This is a genomic window from Burkholderia sp. Bp9099 (assembly GCF_003857805.1).
In the GTDB taxonomy this organism is placed as follows: domain Bacteria; phylum Pseudomonadota; class Gammaproteobacteria; order Burkholderiales; family Burkholderiaceae; genus Burkholderia.
Window position 1 is genome coordinate 346490 of record NZ_QTPU01000002.1, and the last position, 17401, is coordinate 363890.

At 65.7% G+C, this 17401-nt stretch carries 11 protein-coding genes and 1 pseudogene; 7 read left to right on the forward strand and 5 right to left on the reverse strand.

The window, feature by feature from the left end; all coding sequences use genetic code 11:
- Positions 1-441: 441 nt before the first annotated feature.
- The 3 genes from DIE17_RS03405 to DIE17_RS03415 all read right to left on the reverse strand — a co-directional run bounded on the left by DIE17_RS03405 (position 442) and on the right by DIE17_RS03415 (position 1812).
- On the reverse strand, positions 442-996 hold the full coding sequence (locus DIE17_RS03405; RefSeq protein ID WP_124920669.1) for a phasin family protein: 555 nt from the start codon (positions 994-996) through the stop codon (positions 442-444).
- 130 nt (positions 997-1126) lie between these two features.
- On the reverse strand, positions 1127-1324 hold the full coding sequence (locus DIE17_RS03410) for a hypothetical protein (RefSeq protein WP_044848675.1): 198 nt from the start codon (positions 1322-1324) through the stop codon (positions 1127-1129).
- Positions 1325-1422: 98 nt separating this feature from the next.
- The gene (locus DIE17_RS03415; protein WP_124920670.1) at positions 1423-1812 is read right to left on the reverse strand and encodes a hypothetical protein; all 390 of its coding nucleotides are present in this window, start codon (positions 1810-1812) and stop codon (positions 1423-1425) included.
- A 702-nt stretch (positions 1813-2514) separates the two neighbouring features.
- On the opposite strand from DIE17_RS03415, the pseudogene DIE17_RS03420 reads away from it, so the two are divergent.
- Both DIE17_RS03420 and DIE17_RS03425 read left to right on the forward strand, forming a co-directional pair.
- A pseudogene (locus tag DIE17_RS03420) lies at positions 2515-6647 on the forward strand (CheR family methyltransferase).
- A 21-nt stretch (positions 6648-6668) separates the two neighbouring features.
- Positions 6669-7265 carry a recombinase family protein gene (locus DIE17_RS03425; protein ID WP_124528471.1) on the forward strand — a complete coding sequence of 199 codons (597 nt, stop codon included), beginning with the start codon at positions 6669-6671 and terminating at the stop codon, positions 7263-7265.
- Positions 7266-7349: 84 nt separating this feature from the next.
- Here DIE17_RS03425 and tagH read toward each other — a convergent pair whose 3' ends face one another.
- Together tagH and DIE17_RS03435 are read right to left on the reverse strand one after the other, a co-directional pair.
- Positions 7350-8753 carry a type VI secretion system-associated FHA domain protein TagH gene (tagH, locus tag DIE17_RS03430; protein WP_124920671.1) on the reverse strand — a complete coding sequence of 468 codons (1404 nt, stop codon included), beginning with the start codon at positions 8751-8753 and terminating at the stop codon, positions 7350-7352.
- Positions 8754-8800: 47 nt separating this feature from the next.
- Positions 8801-9187, reverse strand: a complete 387-nt coding sequence (locus tag DIE17_RS03435; protein WP_124645695.1) for a TssQ family T6SS-associated lipoprotein — start codon at positions 9185-9187, stop codon at positions 8801-8803.
- A gap of 626 nt (positions 9188-9813) precedes the next feature.
- On the opposite strand from DIE17_RS03435, the gene tssJ reads away from it, so the two are divergent.
- The 5 genes from tssJ to tagF are packed head-to-tail and all read left to right on the forward strand — an operon-like array spanning position 9814 to position 17348.
- Positions 9814-10329 carry a type VI secretion system lipoprotein TssJ gene (gene tssJ / locus DIE17_RS03440; RefSeq protein ID WP_124920672.1) on the forward strand — a complete coding sequence of 172 codons (516 nt, stop codon included), beginning with the start codon at positions 9814-9816 and terminating at the stop codon, positions 10327-10329.
- Entirely contained in the window at positions 10326-11708 is a 1383-nt protein-coding gene (gene tssK, locus DIE17_RS03445; protein ID WP_124645691.1) for a type VI secretion system baseplate subunit TssK, read from the forward strand. Before tssJ ends, tssK begins: the two co-directional genes overlap by 4 nt.
- 15 nt (positions 11709-11723) lie before the next feature.
- Positions 11724-13043 (forward strand): DotU family type VI secretion system protein, encoded by a 1320-nt coding sequence (locus tag DIE17_RS03450; RefSeq protein ID WP_124920673.1) that lies wholly within the window; start codon positions 11724-11726, stop codon positions 13041-13043.
- A gap of 1 nt (position 13044) precedes the next feature.
- Positions 13045-16671: a type VI secretion system membrane subunit TssM gene (gene tssM, locus DIE17_RS03455; RefSeq protein WP_124920674.1), complete on the forward strand. Its 3627-nt coding sequence runs from the start codon at positions 13045-13047 to the stop codon at positions 16669-16671.
- Positions 16653-17348 (forward strand): type VI secretion system-associated protein TagF, encoded by a 696-nt coding sequence (gene tagF / locus DIE17_RS03460; protein WP_124920675.1) that lies wholly within the window; start codon positions 16653-16655, stop codon positions 17346-17348. Before tssM ends, tagF begins: the two co-directional genes overlap by 19 nt.
- Positions 17349-17401 lie beyond the last annotated feature (53 nt).

A 17401-nucleotide genomic window follows, 5' to 3' on the forward strand; every position in this document is an offset into this window, starting at 1 on the left:
CCGACACATCCGGTCCACTACGAAGTCAACGTTCGCGGCGGTGGATTCGATACGGCGAGGGACCGTTTTCAGGCTTGGAAGCACGAGCCGCCGGTTTCGCGGCCCGACAGGCTGAAGTTCGAGGGCAAGAGGGAGGTGCGGTGGCTCGGGAATGCCGGCTTCGACGATACCGAAGCCGTGCGTCGGGCGTTGCAGTCGGCGAGCCGTTCGCAGGACGATTTCGCACTCGCCGGGCGGGAAAAGCAGTTGGACGATCGTGTTTTTTCAACCGGAACAATCGACAAGTCGAACACGCACGCTCGATCGAATCCGACGCCGACGAGCGCGCGTGAAGCCCGCAGATGCCCGCAAATGCACAGTCGATCCGGGCGTGGTCCGCGATGGAAAATGTCCGCTTGGTCGAGTGATGTGCGGCGACAGGCTGCGGCACTGCCGGCCAAATTATCGTTTCGCCGCGCGCTGCTCCTGCTCGATCGCGCGCCTGGCGCTCTTCGACACCGCGGCCGCCGCCACATCGACGGTGCTTTGCGCGACTTCGACCGCCTGCTGCCCGGTTTTCCCTAGTGTCAGATAAAACTCGTTGGCGGCATCGATCGCGGAGTTCAAGGCAGCCACAGCCGCCTCGGAGCCGCTCGGCGCGTGTTTCGTCGCGTTTTCCACGAAGGTCTGGACACGACGAACATACGTGTCGCTTCCCTCCTGCGCGGCCTTGAGCATCGACGTCTGGGCGGACGACACGATTCCCCAGAATTCGCTGCTGTAGGACTGAACGTTCTCGGCCATCGGCGCGACGGTCGCACTCTGGATCGCCAACCAGTCTTGCGGCTTGACGATCGCGTTCTGTCCGATCTCCAGCGCGCTCTTCAGCGTCGACCGCGTGAAGCGCGCGTTGAGTTCAGCCAGTTTCCCGACACCATCGACCATCGTGCCGGCCAGATCGAAAAAAGTGTCGAGATTGGCGCGCTGCGCGCCGGAAACCAATTCATGGGTTTGCATGATCAACAATCTCCTGAATTGAATGAACTACCGTGGATGTTCACCTGCTCGGCGCGCGGACGTTGGCCACGTCACGGCTTTTCGCCTGTCGCGCCCGGCCGCCATGACCCGGTCGGTCAGCGAAGGCTGGTCAATGTGCCCGCATCACTGCACGAAGCAGTAATTCGCCGTCATCCGTCACCGAGGGACGCCGCACGCCGGAAGCGAGCCGCTCGAGTATGACGAGTTGCTGCTCGAGCAGCGTATCGAGTTCCTCGCGTTCCATGTCGATCTGGTCTGGCGACGACTTGATCAGCATGAGCGCCGCCAATTCGTGAGGGCTCAGCATTTTTGTCTCCTGGAATTTGAAATAGGCGTTTTTACCGATCCACTGAGTGTCGGTCGTGACGACCGCAAACCGGGACTACGTCGCGCGCTTTGGCGCGATCATTTTCGCCTGGAGCACGTGACGTGATCCGTGACATCTCCGGCCAGCGTCAGCCGCGGACCTGAGCGTACGCGTGCGAATGGACCGGCCGCGTCACGCGCGCCGCCCGTCCCCGATGCAGGCTCGGCTCCGGGATTCGAGATCACCGTCAAATGAAACGGCGCGACTCTCATTTCGAGATGCGGGTCGCCGAGCATGGCGGCGATGTCGGCGATGCGCATCGGATGTGCGCCGATAACGTCGACCGTTATCGATTCCGTGCGGGTCGTCCGATCGACTTCAACTCTCCAACGACACACTTTCATGCCGTTTTTTGCGAGGCATTGCCAGACCGCGATGACCTTCAGCTTGCCGAAGTCAGCACGAATCGAAAGCCTTTCAACAACCATCGCGATTTCCCTGTAAGGGGGCTCGTCCGAGCCGGGATGAGACCGTACGTAGCATAGGCTAGGGACGGTCGCGAGTACACGACGTAAACATGTCCGTATGTTGAGCATTACGGACAGCTGCGCCGACTGCAGGCAAGAGCGATTTCTCGCTCGTCGATACGTTCGAGCGTGAGAATGCGACGCCTTCGGTTGTCGATAGCGAACAAGGAGAGACGCGGCGGGGCCGGCACCTTGTCGCGACCCAATGGTCGGCGAGATCGCGCACTGAGCGTGCGGCGCGAAAACTGCGCGTGCTCCCTGTTGTCGCCAACGACATCGATGTGCGAAGCCAGAATCCAATGGATACGTTTCCATCCTGCACATTCATGACCGATTTTCGTTGCGATCTCCCGCGCATCGGAGATTTCAGTTTCGGCAACTGTCTGCGCAGCAGTTTCGGTTATGTGAGATGTATGACGATCGATGTGTCGGGCGTCCCGCGGAAAAAAACACTCGGCGAGGCGGTGCGGCGACCCTGCGTCGCGGCAGGGGGAAGAGGCGGGCGGCGGCCCGGCGCGCGCGGCATGGCGGCATGCGGCAAAAATCTTGCAGTCGCTGCTTCTCGAAGGATAATGGAAGTTTACTGCGCATCTTGGTGCAAGCGGGCCAGGAGCCTGCCTGACCCTGGCCGCGAATACCTATTCTTCCGAAGGATCAGCTGCGATGTCGAAAAGACGCGGCCACACTCTCCCAAGCCAGGCAAATCATCCGATCGTCGGTATCGGCGCATCGGCGGGCGGGTTGAGTGCGCTCCTTGAATTTTTCGAAGCGCTGCCGGCGCACACGTCGATGGCGTTTGTCGTGGTCGTGCATTTGGCGCCCGATCACGAAAGCAACATGGCTTCGCTGCTGCAGAAGGCAACCAGCATGCCCGTGCTCCAGGTGACGAGCGCCACGCCCATTCAGCCGGATCACGTCTATCTGATCGCACCGTCGCTCGCGCTGACGATGGTCGACGACTATTTGCGCGTCGCCCCCAATCAGCCTGAGGAAGGGGGGCGCAAGGCCGCGATCGATCTGTTTTTCCGGACACTGGCGGAAGCTCACCGCGAACGCGCAATCGGCATCGTGCTGTCCGGCGCCGGCTCGGACGGGTCCGTCGGGCTGTCGAGAGTCAAGGAAATGGGCGGCATCACGCTTGCCCAGGACCCGGCGGAAGCGGAATACGACAGCATGCCGTGCAGCTTGCCCAGGACCCGGCGGAAGCGGAATACGACAGCATGCCGTGCAGCGCGATTGCCACCGGCATGGTTGACTTCGTGGCCACCGCGGCGGAGATGCCGCAGCGGCTAATGGACCTGTGGCTGACTGCAAAGGAAATACATCTGCCGGCGGTCGAAAACGAGGAACACCTCTACGATCTGGGCAACGAGGCGGCAGAACGGGCGCTGCGCGAGATCATGATCATCCTGCGCACGCGCACCGCGCACGATTTTCGTCATTACAAGCGGGCGACCGTTCTGCGACGGATCGAGCGCCGCATGCAGGTCAACGGCATCACCGATCTGCAGGCGTACCGCGACCACCTCCACCTGCACCCGGAGGAAACCCAGGCGCTGCTGCAGGACATGCTGATCAGCGTCACGAACTTCTTCCGCGACAAGGAGGCGTTCGACGTGCTGGAGCGGGATGTCCTGCCCGGTATCTTCGACGGGCGAGACGAGCAGGACCGCGTCCGCGTATGGTCGGTCGGGTGCGCCACCGGCGAAGAAGCCTATTCGCTGGCGATGCTGCTGCAGGATCGATCGCTGAAGTCGCCCGAGGGCAATTCGTTCCAGGTCTTCGCGACCGATATCGACGAGCGGGCGATCTCCTTCGCGCGTGCCGGCCTCTATCCCGATTCGATTCTCGCCGACGTGACGCCGGGCCGCGTACGCCAGTTCTTTACAAGAGATACCGCGCACTATCGGGTCAAGAAAGAACTGCGCGAGCACATGCTGTTTGCGCATCACAACGTGTTGAGCGATCCACCGTTCTCGCGGCTCGATCTGATTTGCTGCCGTAACTTGCTGATTTATCTGGATCGGGAAGCCCAGATTGAAATTCTGAAGATGTTTCATTTCGCGCTGCGTCCAGGCGGCGTGCTGTTTCTCGGCAGCTCCGAATCGGCCGACAGCGTCAGTTCGATGTTCACCGTCATCGACAAGCGCAACCGCATCTACCGTGCGAACGTGGCGGTGCGCGGCGATACGCTCGTGCCGGCGTCGATTTCCAGCACACTGAGCGCACGGCCGATCGTTTCGACGGTGCAGCCGCCGGGACGCCGCCGCCTCTCCTTTGGCGACTTGCATCAGCGTCTCGTCGAGCAACATGCACCGCCCAGCGTGCTCGTCAGCCGCGATTCCGAAATCGTTCACTTGTCCGACCGCGCAGGGCGCTTCCTGCAGTACTCGGGGGGCGAACCGTCTCACAACATCATCGCGGTGGTGCGCCCCGAGCTGCGGCTCGAACTGCGCACCGCGATCTACCAGGCCTTGCACACGAATCGCAGCGTGGAAGCGCGACGTGTGAGGATAGAGCGCGAGGCACGTTCGTATTTCGTCAACATGACGGCGCGTCCCGTGCACGATCCCGAGGCCAATGCGGATTTCGTGCTGGTGTTGTTCGATGAAGTCGAAGACAGCATGAGCGGATCGGAAACATCGACGGCCGACGCGCAAAAAGATCCGATCATCGACCAGCTCGAGCGCGAGTTGCAGCGCACGAAAGAGCAGCTTCAGTCGACCATCGAGCAGTCGGAAACGTCGACGGAAGAGCTGAAGGCCTCCAACGAAGAACTTCAGGCCATCAATGAAGAACTGCGTTCGGCGACAGAGGAGCTCGAAACCAGCAAGGAAGAGCTTCAGTCGATCAACGAGGAATTGACCACCGTCAATGCCGAGCTGAAATCGAAGGTGGAGGAAACCGGCAAGATCAACGACGACTTGCACAACCTGATTGCCGCGAACGACATCGGCACGATCTTCGTCGATCGCAATATCTGCATCAAGCGTTACACGCCGCGTGCGACCGATGTCTTCAGCATCATTCCTTCCGATATCGGACGCTCGTTGCTGGATATCACGCATCGGCTCGAATACCCGAAGCTCGCCGACGATGCAGCGGAGGCGTTCGATTCGCTGCGCGTGATCGAGCGGGAGCTGAAGAGCAACGATGGGCGCTGGTATCTCGCGCGCTTCGTTCCCTCCCGGACGACGGAAGATCGTATCGACGGCGCGGTGCTGTCGTTCGTCGACATCACGGACCGTCGTCACGCGGAAGACCGGCTGCGCGAAGGCGAACGGCGCATGCGTATCGTGGCCGAGGGCACCAAGGACTACGCGATCATCACGTTCGACGACGACGGCCTCATCACGAGCTGGAATGCCGGTGCGAAGCGGATCTTCGGGTACACGGAAGCGGAAATGATCGGGCAGTCCGCCGATATCCTTTCGACCGAGGAGGACCGTGTCAATGACGTTGCCCGGCGCGAATTCGCGGAGGCCCGACTGAACGGGCGCACCGAGGAGGAGCGCTGGCATCAGCGCAAGGACGGCACGCACTTCTTTGCGAGCGGCGTGCTGGCGCGTCTGGATGAACCGGGTGTGAGCGGGTTTGCGAAAATCGCTCGTGACCTCGGGGAATTCGCCGAGTCCGCAGCGGCCGCCCGCGCCGCAAAGCCCGAACTCGTTCGAGAAGCCAGCGAGCGGGATACCCAGCGGCGGCGCGACGAATTCCTTGCCGTGGTATCCCACGAACTCAAGCATCCGCTCAATCTGATTTCGGCGAGCGCGGAATTGATTGCGCGCGCGCCGGAAACGCGGCAGAACCTGAACCTTTTGCGTGCAACCGACACGATCCGGCGCACCGTGATGGGTCAAGCCCAGATCATCGACGATTTACTCGATATCTCGCGCGTACGGACCGGCAAGCTGTCGGTAGTGCGCACGCCCGTCGACCTGCGCGAGGTCGTCCGTCGTGTCACCGACGCCGTTCGGGCCGAAGCGAACCAGCGCAGCCTCGCGCTCGACGTCACCATGACGGGCTCGCCCGTCATCATCCACGCTGACATCACGCGGATCGAACAGACGGTCTGGAACCTGATCAGCAATGCGCTGAAATTCACGCAGCGCGGTTCGGTGGATGTCTCGCTGCAGGTCAACGAACATGCCGAGGCCGTGCTGCGTGTGGCAGATACCGGCAGCGGCATCGAGCCGTCGCTGTTGCCGCACATCTTCGACATGTTCCGGCAAAGCCGGGACTCGAACGCACGCCGTGCCGGCCTCGGCATCGGCCTTGCGCTAGTCAGGGATCTCGTGAGCCTGCATGGCGGCGCGGTACGGGCGGAATCGGAAGGTGTCGGCCGCGGTGCGACATTCACTATCACGCTCCCGACTCATCGCGCTGTCGCAGTTACGAGTCCTGCCAGCGGACCCATGGCGGAATCGTTGCACGGTCTGCATATCCTGATGGTCGATGACGACGCTACAACCGTCGAAACCTTCAAGGTCCTGCTGGAAAGCGATGGCGCGATCGTTCAGACGGCGACCAGCGGAGAAGAGGCGTTGTCCCTGCTCGACGGCCAGATACCGGACCTCGTCCTGTCCGATATCGGCATGCCCGGCATGGGTGGGTTGGCGTTCATCGCGAAACTGCGCGAAGCGCCGGCGCTCAGATCGGTGACCTGTATCGCGCTCAGCGGCTTTGGCCAGGAGGCCGACGTGAAGGAGGCCACGAATGCCGGCTTCGATGCGCATCTGCTGAAACCGGTGGCACTGGACGACTTGCTGTCCGTTCTTGCGCGTTCGCGTCGTTGATGCCCGCTCCAGGACACCGTCGTGGCTCGCACTTATTTCTACCTCAACAAACCCGTCGATGGTCAGGATCCGGAAAAGGAGTTGTTCGAGCTCGACAAGGCCGGTTACACCGTCGTGCTCAGCCGCACCGCGATCGAACATGTGCACCCGTACGTCGCGGCAGCCGGTCGGCCGGAACTGAAGGGTCTCTTGCGGCGTGTTGCTCCCGGCGATTCTCTGGTGGTACTCGAACTTTCCGCGCTCGGGTGCAGCGCGCGCGATGTACTTTCGACGTTGATGGCATGTCGCGACAAAGGAATTTCCGTCCTGTGCGTCGAGCTCGGCAACGTGGACCTCGCAGGCCGTCCCGAACGGCAAGCGGTCAAAACGCTGCGCGCGATCGTCCAAATGGAAATCGCGACGAGAAGCCAACGCAGCCAGAACGGCCTGAAGTTCGCGCAGGAACGCGGACAGCATACTGGCCGGCCAGCCTCGCTGTCGCGCCACGATCAGGAGCGCGTCATGCGTTCGCTCGACAAAGGCCTGTCGGTCAGCGAGGTCGCACGTAAATTCGGCACCTCGCGTCAAACCGTCATGCGGATACGGGCGTCTTCCGCGACTGCCGCTACGGAAGACTGACGGGTGCGCAAGCGCGTTGCGCAGCGTGACGGGCCCGGTCGCGGCGATCCGCGATTTCGACAAGCCCGAGGACGCGATCGCCGCTCAATGCCGGCTGCTGCCGCGATAGCTTTCCACTTCCGCGTCGTACGCGGCGAGAAACGCCTTGCCGAATACCGACGCGAAATCGTCTTCGATCGCGAACACCGTGTCGCGATGCGTCGCCGCGTAGCGGTCCCACATCCTCGCCTTGTACAGCGGGGGCACGCGCTTCTCGTACCAGCGCATCGCATCGTCGCGCTCACGCAGCCGTTGCGGCGAAAAGCGCGTCAGCAGGTCCATCAGCGCGGCGCGCATGCCGGCGACCATGCCGATCTGGTGCGCATGCAGATCCTGGAACGCGTCGCTGACCGCGCTCTGCGGCGACATGAAGCCGGGCAGCGGCAGCCCGAACATCTGGCGCAGCACGGCGCCGCCGTCCGGCAGCAGCTTCAGCGGATTGTTCTCGCGATCGAGCAGCATCGTCATGTGCGCCTTCACCTCCCGCTTCAGGATGCTGCGCGACGACAGCAGCTCGACCGTGCCGTTCGCGAACAGCGCCAGCAACTGCCCCGCGATGTACAGCTGTTCGGCCGACCATTGATGCGACCCGGCGGCGGTATCGAGTCCGGCGCCCGCGAAGAACGCGTTCAGCAATTCATCGGGCGTCGGCACGCGGTTCGCCTGCGGTGCAGGCTCATCGATGGGACGTGGCTCGGCATGCGCCGTCGCCGGTTGCACACGCACGTGCTGCGTCCACTCGGGCGCATGATCGGCTTGCGTCGCGGACGACGCGCCGCGATCCGCCTTGCCGCGTTCGGACGGAGACGCCGAACCCGATCCACCGATATCGGGCGACGACGGTACAAACAAGTCGAGCGGGTCGGTCGATAACTGATTCAGATCGCGTTGCGATGGCACCGGCGGCGCGGCGCGGCTCGCGGGCTGCGCCGCCTCCCTGCGCGCCGCCGTGCCGGATCGCGTGCCGGTGTCCGCTGCTTTGCCGCGCGGAGCGAGGCGATCCTGCAGCAGGCCCCACAACCGGTTGCCGGTCGTCTTCGCGTCGACGTGCGCGTGTGCGGCGGTTCCCGGCGTGTCGGCGCGCGCGCTGGAAGCAGCGGTGGGCATGTCGACGACCGGCGCGTCATGTCCGTCGTCACGCTCGGCACGCAGCACGTAGGGTCCGATGCGGATGATGTCGCCGGTATTGAGTTCGCGCTCCTGTGCATAGCCGACGGGCTCGCGGTTCACCTCGATCGTCGACACGCTGCTCAGGTTCTTCAGCAGGCACGCATCGTCACCGACCTGCAGCAGGGCCTGCAGCCGGGAAACCTGCCGGGTGTCGTCGCGCAGCACGAGATGATTGTCGGTCGCCCGGCCGATGGTGCCGCCGGGCGGGTGGAACACGACGGCGTCGTAGGAGTCGCTTTCGACCGGCTCGCCGGCATGTTCGATCACGATCAGTTGCATGTCACACGTCGCTCGGTAAGGAAACGCTCGCGGGGATTCCGGTTCGGTCAGGACGACGACGCATGTCTGCGGCGCGCGAACTCGAACGCGGGCCCCCAGACCGGATGTCCCTTCTCGGCCGGGGACAAGTCGAAGCGCGGGTTGAGGTCGAGAATCTTCGAGAACTCGGCGCGGCACTGCGCGATGCGGTTCGTCACGCAATAGCTGAACGCGAGCAGCTTGTGCGCGGCGACCTGCGTGTCGGTATCGGCCCCGTCGATCTCCTTCGCTCGGCTCAGGATCGCGATCGTGCGTCCGTAGTCGCCGGCGCCATACGCCGCGCGCGCGCTGTCGACCGCGGCGCGCGCCGCCGACTGCGTGGGGGACGTGCTGCATCCACCGATTCCCAGCAGCAAGGCGCCGAGGAAAATCACGATCGATGAACGGCCTTTCATTTTGAAATGAAATATTTGCGTTATTGGAAGGTGGCGCACAAGCGCTGTTGGATTCTAGTGCCAATCACGGCAGGTGATGTCGTCGTTACGTTTTGTTTCAACTTGGGAATTGCGTTCGAGTTGCCACTCAAATCGATTCCGGGTTTTCGACTTGTTAATCCATAAAATCGATTCTATAGTTCGCTGTGCTTTTTTGGGATTCGTCAGTTGTTTGCCCAGCGCCGGTCAATGATCGTAAGACCGGCCTGCCGTTCGGGCAACGCAAACAGCGTGACACGACCCGCAGGGCGTCGCCACCCATCGCCGACGGCCGTCAGGCTTGGGTTCAGCGTCCATACAGCAAGTGTCCATGCAATAGAACCGGGCCGCCGTGGCGAACCGGCCGGACTAACACGCCTTTTCAAAATGACAGAAATCAATTCATCGCCATCTCCCCAATTTCGATTCCGTCCCGTAATTGGAGATTTGACCCGTCTTTTTACAAGAATAAATTGCCGAATGAAATTTGAGTGGAAGGATATGCAGGTCACGTAATTACCGGTCAATTAATCGTCCCCTTTTAATTCGATGCGTCGATTTCGCGTACGGAAATCGACGGGGGGATTATTGCGCTGCGAGGGTGAAATATGCGCTGGCGGTCGAGCGGGTTCATCGTATTGGGATGTGGATTGCTGTTGCCCGGATGCGGCGCCACCGAGCGTGCCGCCGCGGTGCCGTATGCGATCACGGTCGACGTGGCGCCCGACGTCAATCCGGACCTCAACCGCAAGCCTTCGCCGATCGTGCTGAAGGTGTTCCAGCTGCGCGCGGCATCGACGTTCGACGGCGCCGACTTCTTCTCGCTCCAGGACAAACCCGAGAACATCCTCGGCGCGGACCTGCTCGGCACCGACCGCGTGATCCTGCGCCCGGGCGAGTCGCGCACGCTGCATTACCGCGGCAACGTCGAGGCGGGCGCGATCGGCGTGATCGCCGAATACCGGATGCTCGACAAGAACCGCTGGCGCCTGACGGTGCCGCTGCCGCGCGCGAAGCAGTTGAACGTATACAAGTTCTGGCAGACGTCGCCTGGCGAGCTGAAGCTGTCGATCGCGGTCAGGAACGGCGGTCTCGCGCTGAACGACACGCGGGGGCGCCCATGACCGAACCGACGATGTCCGCGACGCCTGTCGCCGCGCTGCGCCAGCGCGTGGTGTGGACCGAAGGGATGTTCCTTCGGCCGCAGCATTTCCAGCAGCTCGAGCGGTACTGGGAGCGCTACGTCGCGCTGCGCTGCCTGCCGCTGCAGGGGTTCTACTGGGGCTTCGACACCCTCGAGATCGACCGGGAGCAGCTCGCGCTCGGCAAGGTCGCGCTACGCGCGGCGGCGGGCGTGATGCGCGACGGCACGCCGTTCGACCTGACGCATCCCGACGATCTGCCCGAGCCGCTCGATGTGCCGCCCGATGCGAAGGATCAGCTCGTCGTGCTTGCACTGCCGCTGTGGCGCGGCGGCGGCGAGGAGGTGTCGTTCGGCGTGGACGCAGGCGGTAACGGCGGCATGGACGTCGCGCGCTACGTCGTGCGCGAATACGAAGTGGCCGATGCGAACGCGGTCGCGCTCGGCCCCGCACTGCTGCAAACGGGGCGCCTGAACGTCCGGCTGATGCTCGACACCGAGCTGACCGGCGACTGGCATGCGCTCGGCGTCGTGCGGATCGTCGAGCGGCGCACCGACGCGCGGCTGCTCGTCGACGACGGCTACATTCCGCCGCGCCTGGTCGCGCAGCGCGATGCGGCGTTGCTGGCATACACGCGCGAGCTGCACGGATTGCTGACGCAGCGCAGCGACGCGCTGGCCGAGCGCCTGTCGGAGCCGGGGCGCGGCGGCGTATCGGAAGTCGCGGATTTCCTGCTGCTGCAACTGGTGAACCGCTACCAGGCGCTGACCTGGCACGCGCAGCAGGACGTCGCGACGCATCCGGAGTCGCTGTTCCGCGACTGGCTGAAGCTCGCATGCGACCTCAGCACGTTCACGGCGGCCGGCCGGCGTCCGCAATCGCTCGCCGTCTACGTGCACGACGACCTGCGCACGAGCTTCGCCGAATTGATGACGGAGCTGCGCCGGTCGCTGTCGACGGTGCTGGAGCAAAACGCGATCCAGATCGAGCTGCGCGACGCGGGCAACGGCATCCGGGTCGCGACGCTCGCCGATCCCGCGCTGCGCGACACGGCCGGCTTCGTGCTGGCCGTGCGCGCGGACGTGCCGGCCGACAGCCTGCGCGCGCGGTTTCCCGCGCAGGCGAAGCTCGGCCCGGTCGAGCGGATCCGCGACCTGGTGCAGTTGCAGCTGCCGGGCATCACGATGCGCCAGTTGCCGGTCGCGCCGCGGCAGATCCCGTATCACGCGGGTCATACGTACTTCGAGATCGACAAGGGCAGCGACCTGTGGAAGCAGCTGGCGCGCTCCGGCGGTCTCGCATTTCATTTCGCCGGCGAATTTCCGGGGCTCTCGATGGAGTTCTGGGCGATTCGCGGGTGAGGGCGGGGCAGCGCGATGAATTCTTCCTCCGATTCGATTTCCGCCGGCGCAGGCGGATTCGTGCCGCCGAATCCGGGTGGCATGCATCCGCCAGCCGCGGCCGGTGCGGCCGGGCCGACGGCCACGCAGCCGCGCCCGGGACGCTGGGCCGCGAGCGGCACGAACCCGCTCGTCGCGGCCGCGAACCCGCTGCTCAATCTCGTGCCCCAGATCCGCTCGACCGTCCATCATCCGAATCCGGCGTGGCTGCGCGAGCATCTCGTCGTCGAGATCCGTCAGTTCGAGGCGCGCGCGCAGGAAGCCGGCGTGCCGTCGGAGGCGATCATCGGTGCGCGCTACTGCCTGTGCACGGCGCTCGACGAAGCAGCCGCGCTGACGCCGTGGGGCGGCAGCGTGTGGTCGTCGCACAGCCTGCTCGTCTCGTTCCACAACGAAACCTGGGGCGGCGAGAAGTTCTTCCACCTGCTCGAACGCCTGTCCCGGCAGCCGCGCCAGCACCTCGACCTGCTGGAGCTGCAGTATTTCTGTCTCGCGCTCGGCTTCGAGGGCCGCTATCGGGTGCTCGACAACGGTCATGCCGAGCTCGGCGCGCTGCGCTGGCAACTGGCTCACACGATCCGCTCGGTGCGCGGCGAATTCGAGCCCGCGCTGTCGCCGCACTGGCGCGACGTCGTCACGCGCGACGTGTCGCGTCGCTTCATCGTGCCGCTCTGGGTCTGCGTGGCGCTTGCGCTGCTGATCGGCTTCGGCACGTTCGTCGGGCTGCGCATCGCGCTGGCCGGACATTCGGACCGGCTGTTCGCGTCGATCGACGCGCTGCACGTGCCGAAGCTGCAGCCTGCCCAGGCATCGCCGCGCCCGGCGCCGGCGCCGCGCGTCGCGAAGTTCCTGGCGCCCGAGATCGCGGCCGGCCTCGTGTCGGTGCGCGACGACGCCGATCGCAGCGTGATCGTGCTGCGCGGCGACGGGCTGTTCAAGTCCGGCTCGACGTCGGTGATCGACCGTTACGCACCGGTGCTTGCACGCGTCGCGGATGCGCTCGACCAGGTGCCCGGCAACGTCCGCGTGACCGGCTATACCGACGACACGCCGGTGCATACGGCACGCTTCGCGTCGAACTGGGACCTGTCGCGCGAGCGCGCGGAGGCCGTGCGCGGCATGATCGCCGCGCGCCTCGATCATCCGGAGCGACTCGCGGCCGAGGGGCGCGGCACGCTCGATCCGGTCGCGCCGAACGATACGCCCGCGAATCGCGCGCTGAACCGGCGCGTCGAGATCACGCTGCTGCCGGCGCCCGGCAGTGCCGCCGTCGACGCGACGCAGGGAGCGCACTGACATGAACCAGGCCGTCGCACGTTTCGTCAGGCCGTTGCCGTCGCGGGAGATCTGGACCTTCGCCGGTCTCGTCGTGCTCGCGTGTTTCGTGTGGCTCGCCGGACCGCTGTTCGCGTTCGCCGAGATCCGGCCGCTCGAGAGCGGCTGGGCGCGCGCGGTGACGATCGCGGTGCTGTTCGCCGCGTGGGGCACACGCGTGGCGTGGCGAAGCTGGCACGCGAGCCGCCTGAACGCGCAGTTGCTGAACCAGTTGCGCGAGGCCACGCCCGGGCCGGCCAACCCCGACGATCCGGCCAAGGCCCAGCTCGACGAGCTGCGCAGCCGCTTCGACGAGGCCGCGGCGCTGCTGAAGAAAGTCCGCTTCGGGCAGGCGGACACCGCGCGCAAGGGGCTGGCGCGCTGGTTCGACCGGATGTCGCGCCAGTATCTGTACCAGCTCCCGTGGTACGTGTTCATCGGTGCGCCCGGCTCGGGCAAGACGACCGCGCTCGTCAATTCCGGGCTCAGTTTTCCGCTGGCCGAGCAGTTCGGCCGTGCCGCGATTCGCGGCGTGGGCGGCACCCGGCACTGCGACTGGTGGTTCACGAACGACGCGGTGCTGATCGATACGGCCGGCCGCTACACGACCCATGAAGGCAACCGCGCACTCGACGAAGCCGAGTGGAAAGGCTTCGTCGAGCTGCTGAAGAAGTACCGCACGCGCCAGCCGCTGAACGGTGCGATGGTGACGATCAGCGTCGCCGATCTGGTCGGCGCGTCGGAAGCCGAGCGCACGCAGCATGCGATGGTGCTGCGCAAGCGGCTGCTCGAGCTGCGCGCCCAGCTCGGCATCCGGTTTCCCGTCTACCTGCTCGTGACGAAGGCCGACCTGCTGGCCGGCTTCGCCGAGTATTTCGGCGGCTTCGGCCGCGCGGAATGCGCGCAGGTGTGGGGCTTCACGTTCCCGCTCGCGCAGAGCGAGGCGCCGGGCTTCGACCTGCGCGCCGCATTCGACCGCGAATACCGGCTGCTGCACCAGCGGCTGAACGACGGGCTGCCCGAACTGCTCGCGACGCAGACCGATGCGCGCCAGCGCGAGATGGCGTACCTGCTGCCGCAGCAGGTCGCGGACTTGCAGGACATGCTCGGCCAGTTCGTCGCCGAAGTGTTTTCCGTGTCGAGCTTCGAGCCGATGCCGATGCTGCGCGGCGTGTACCTGACGAGCGGCACGCAGGAAGGCACCGCGTTCGACCGCGTAATGAGCGGCATCAAGCGCTTCCTGAAGATCGAGGGCGTGCCGCCGGTTGCCCAGGTCGGCTCGACCGGGCGCAGCTTCTTCCTGAAGTCGCTGCTGCAGGAGCACATCTTCCGCGAAGCCGCGCTCGCCGGCAGCGACCTGCGCTGGCATCAGAAGCGGCGCGTGTTGCAGATCGCCGGCTATGCGCTCCTCGCGCTCGTGAGCGTGGTCGTGCTGGCTGCCTGGCTGCGCAGCTATGCGAACAATCGCGCGTATCTCGACCGGATCGCGCAGCAGGTACCCGCCGTCGATGCGCAGATCGCCGGCGCGAAGTTCTCGGATGCGACCGACATCGCGCGGCTGCTGCCGGTGCTCGATGCGCTCGGCGGGCTTGCGAATGCCGGCGGCGTCGACCGCTCGCATCCACCGCTCGCGTACCGCTGGGGGCTGTTTCAGGGCGAGAAGATCGACGAGGCCGTCGACGCCGTGTACCGGCGCGCGCTCGACGACGTGCTGCTGCCGATCGCCGCGCGCCGGATGGAGGCCGCGCTGAGCGATGCACGGCCGGACGAAACCGACTACGCGTATGCGGCGCTGAAGGCCTACCTGATGCTGTACGACAGCGCGCATTACGATCCTGCGTTCGTGCAGGCCGTCGTCGACCTGGAAATGGAGCGCGCGCTGCCGCCCGATTTCTCGCCGGCCGAACGCTCGGCGCTGCGCGCGCATCTCGCCGCGCTGTTCGGCAACCGGGTGGCCGTGTCGCCGTATCCGATGAACGAGCGGCTCGTGGCCGACGTACGCGACCGGCTGCGGCAGGTGCCATTCTCGCAGCGGCTGTATCGCCAGCTCACGCGCACGCTGCGGACGGCGACGTCCGCGTTCGATTTCAGCGTCGCGCGCGCGGTGGGGCCGGACGCGTCGCTCGTGTTCCGCCGCCAGAGCGGCAAGCCGCTGTCGGAAGGCGTGCCGGGCCTGTATACGCGCAACGGCTATCGGAACGCGTTCGCGTCGCGCCTCGCGGGCGAGGTCGACGCATACGGGCGCGAGGAGGTATGGGTGCTGAATCTCGGGCTGTCCGAGATCCCCGGGCCGAACGACGCCGCCGCATGGGCGCGTGACATCCGCCAGCTGTACCTGAACGACTATCTGAAGATCTGGGACGACTACCTCGCCGACCTCAAGCTGCAGCGCACGGCGACGCTCGCGCAGAGCATCCAGGTCGCGCGCGCGCTGTCGTCGGCGGATTCGCCGCTCACCCGGCTGATGATCGCGCTCGCGCGCGACACGGCGCTCGGCGATGCGCCGGGCGGTGCGCGCAATCTCGCGTCGCGCGCGCAGGACAAGGTCGACGAGGCGCGCAGTTCGCTGTCGCAGATCTTCGCGGGGCAGGGCGCGAGCGACGCGAATCCGTCGGCCGCGGCGCCCGCGAGCCCCGAGCAGGTGGTCGACAGCCACTTCGCCGGACTGCGCGCGTTCGCGCCGGGCAGCGGCGACCAGGCGCAGGCGTTCGACGCGGTGCTGAAGTCGATCGACGCGCTCTATACGTACCTGACGGCCACCGACGATGCACTGCGCAGCGGCGCCCAGCCGCCGCCGTCCGACGCGCCCGCGCGGCTGCGCGCGCAGGCGGGCCGGCTGCCCACGCCGTTCCGTGAAGTGCTCGACGACCTGTCGAACGTCGCGAACGGCAGCGTCGCGACCGTCGAGCAGCGCAGCGTCGCGCAGCGGGCCGGCGCGAACGTCGGCGATTTCTGCCGGCAGGCGATCGCGGGTCGCTACCCGTTCGCGCGCGGATCGTCGCGCGACGTCGCCCCGGCGGACTTCGCGCAGATGTTCGCGCCGGGCGGCCTGATGGACGATTTCTACCAGAAGAACCTGCAGTCGATCGTCGATACGACGTCGCACCCGTGGCGTTTCGCGAACCGCAATGCGGACGCCGATCCGGCTGCTGCCGCGATGCTTTCGTCGTTCGAGAAGGCCGCGGTGATTCGCGACGTGTATTTCGGCGGCGCACGCACCGCGCAATTGAAGGTGCAGATCCAGCCGCTCGAAATGGATCCGTCGCTCACGGAGATGGTGCTCGATGTCGACGGCCAGATCGTCCGTTATGCGCACGGCCCGCTCGTGCAGAGCGCGGTCGACTGGCCGGGCACGCGCGGCAGCAACCAGGTGCGCCTGCAGGTGTCGGGGCAGGCCGGCGCGACCGACGGCTTCACGACCGGCGGCCCGTGGGCGCTGCACCGGCTGTTCGACCGCGCGGCCGTGTCGGCCGGGCGCGGGTCGGACCAGATGGTCGCGCGCTTCACCGTCGACGGCAAACCGCTCGTGCTGCAGGTGAATGCGGGCAGTGTCCGCAATCCGTTCAGGCTGCCCCAGATGGAGTCCTTTACATGCCCTCCGAAGCAATGAGCCGCCTCCCGCCGCTCACGCGCGCCGATGGCGACGCCCCGGCCTGGTACGGAAAGATTCCCGGCGCCGGCGACTTCGTAAACAGCCGGCTGCCGCATGCGCTCGCGCAGTGGTGGGAACGCTGGCTTCAGCAGGGGATGGGCGCGATGCGCCAGCGCGGCCCGGACGAGATCGCGCGCCACTACACGGTCGCGCCGGTCTGGAATTTCCTGGTGCCGACGGGCGCCGGCGCGTCGTGCGTGCAGGCCGGTTGTCTCGCGCCGAGCTGCGACCGCGTCGGGCGTTACTACCCGGTGGTCGTCACGCTGGCGATGCCGGCGGCCGATTACTGGAACGGGCTGCCGGACGCCGCCGACGCGTTCTACTGGCAGATCGGCCATGCACTGCTCGACGCGATCCGGCATGCGCGCGCGCCGGTCGACCTCGAGGAGACGCTCGACCGCGTGCGGCTCGCACCGGGCGACGGGCCGACGGCGGACGTGGTCGACGGGATCACGGCGACGCTGCCGGAGCGGCCGGCGCTCGCCGCATGGCCCGGGCTGTCCGGCTATTTCGATCCGCACGGCGGGACGAGCTTCTGGTGGACCAATCGCGCCGACGGCTCGCCGCTGCGCACGCATGCGCATACGGGCGCACCCGACAACGCGCTGTTCCTGACACTGTTCGGCGGTCGCTGACGGTGCCGGCCGGCGGTCGGAGGCAGGCAACGCAGGCAATACGGATGCGGTAT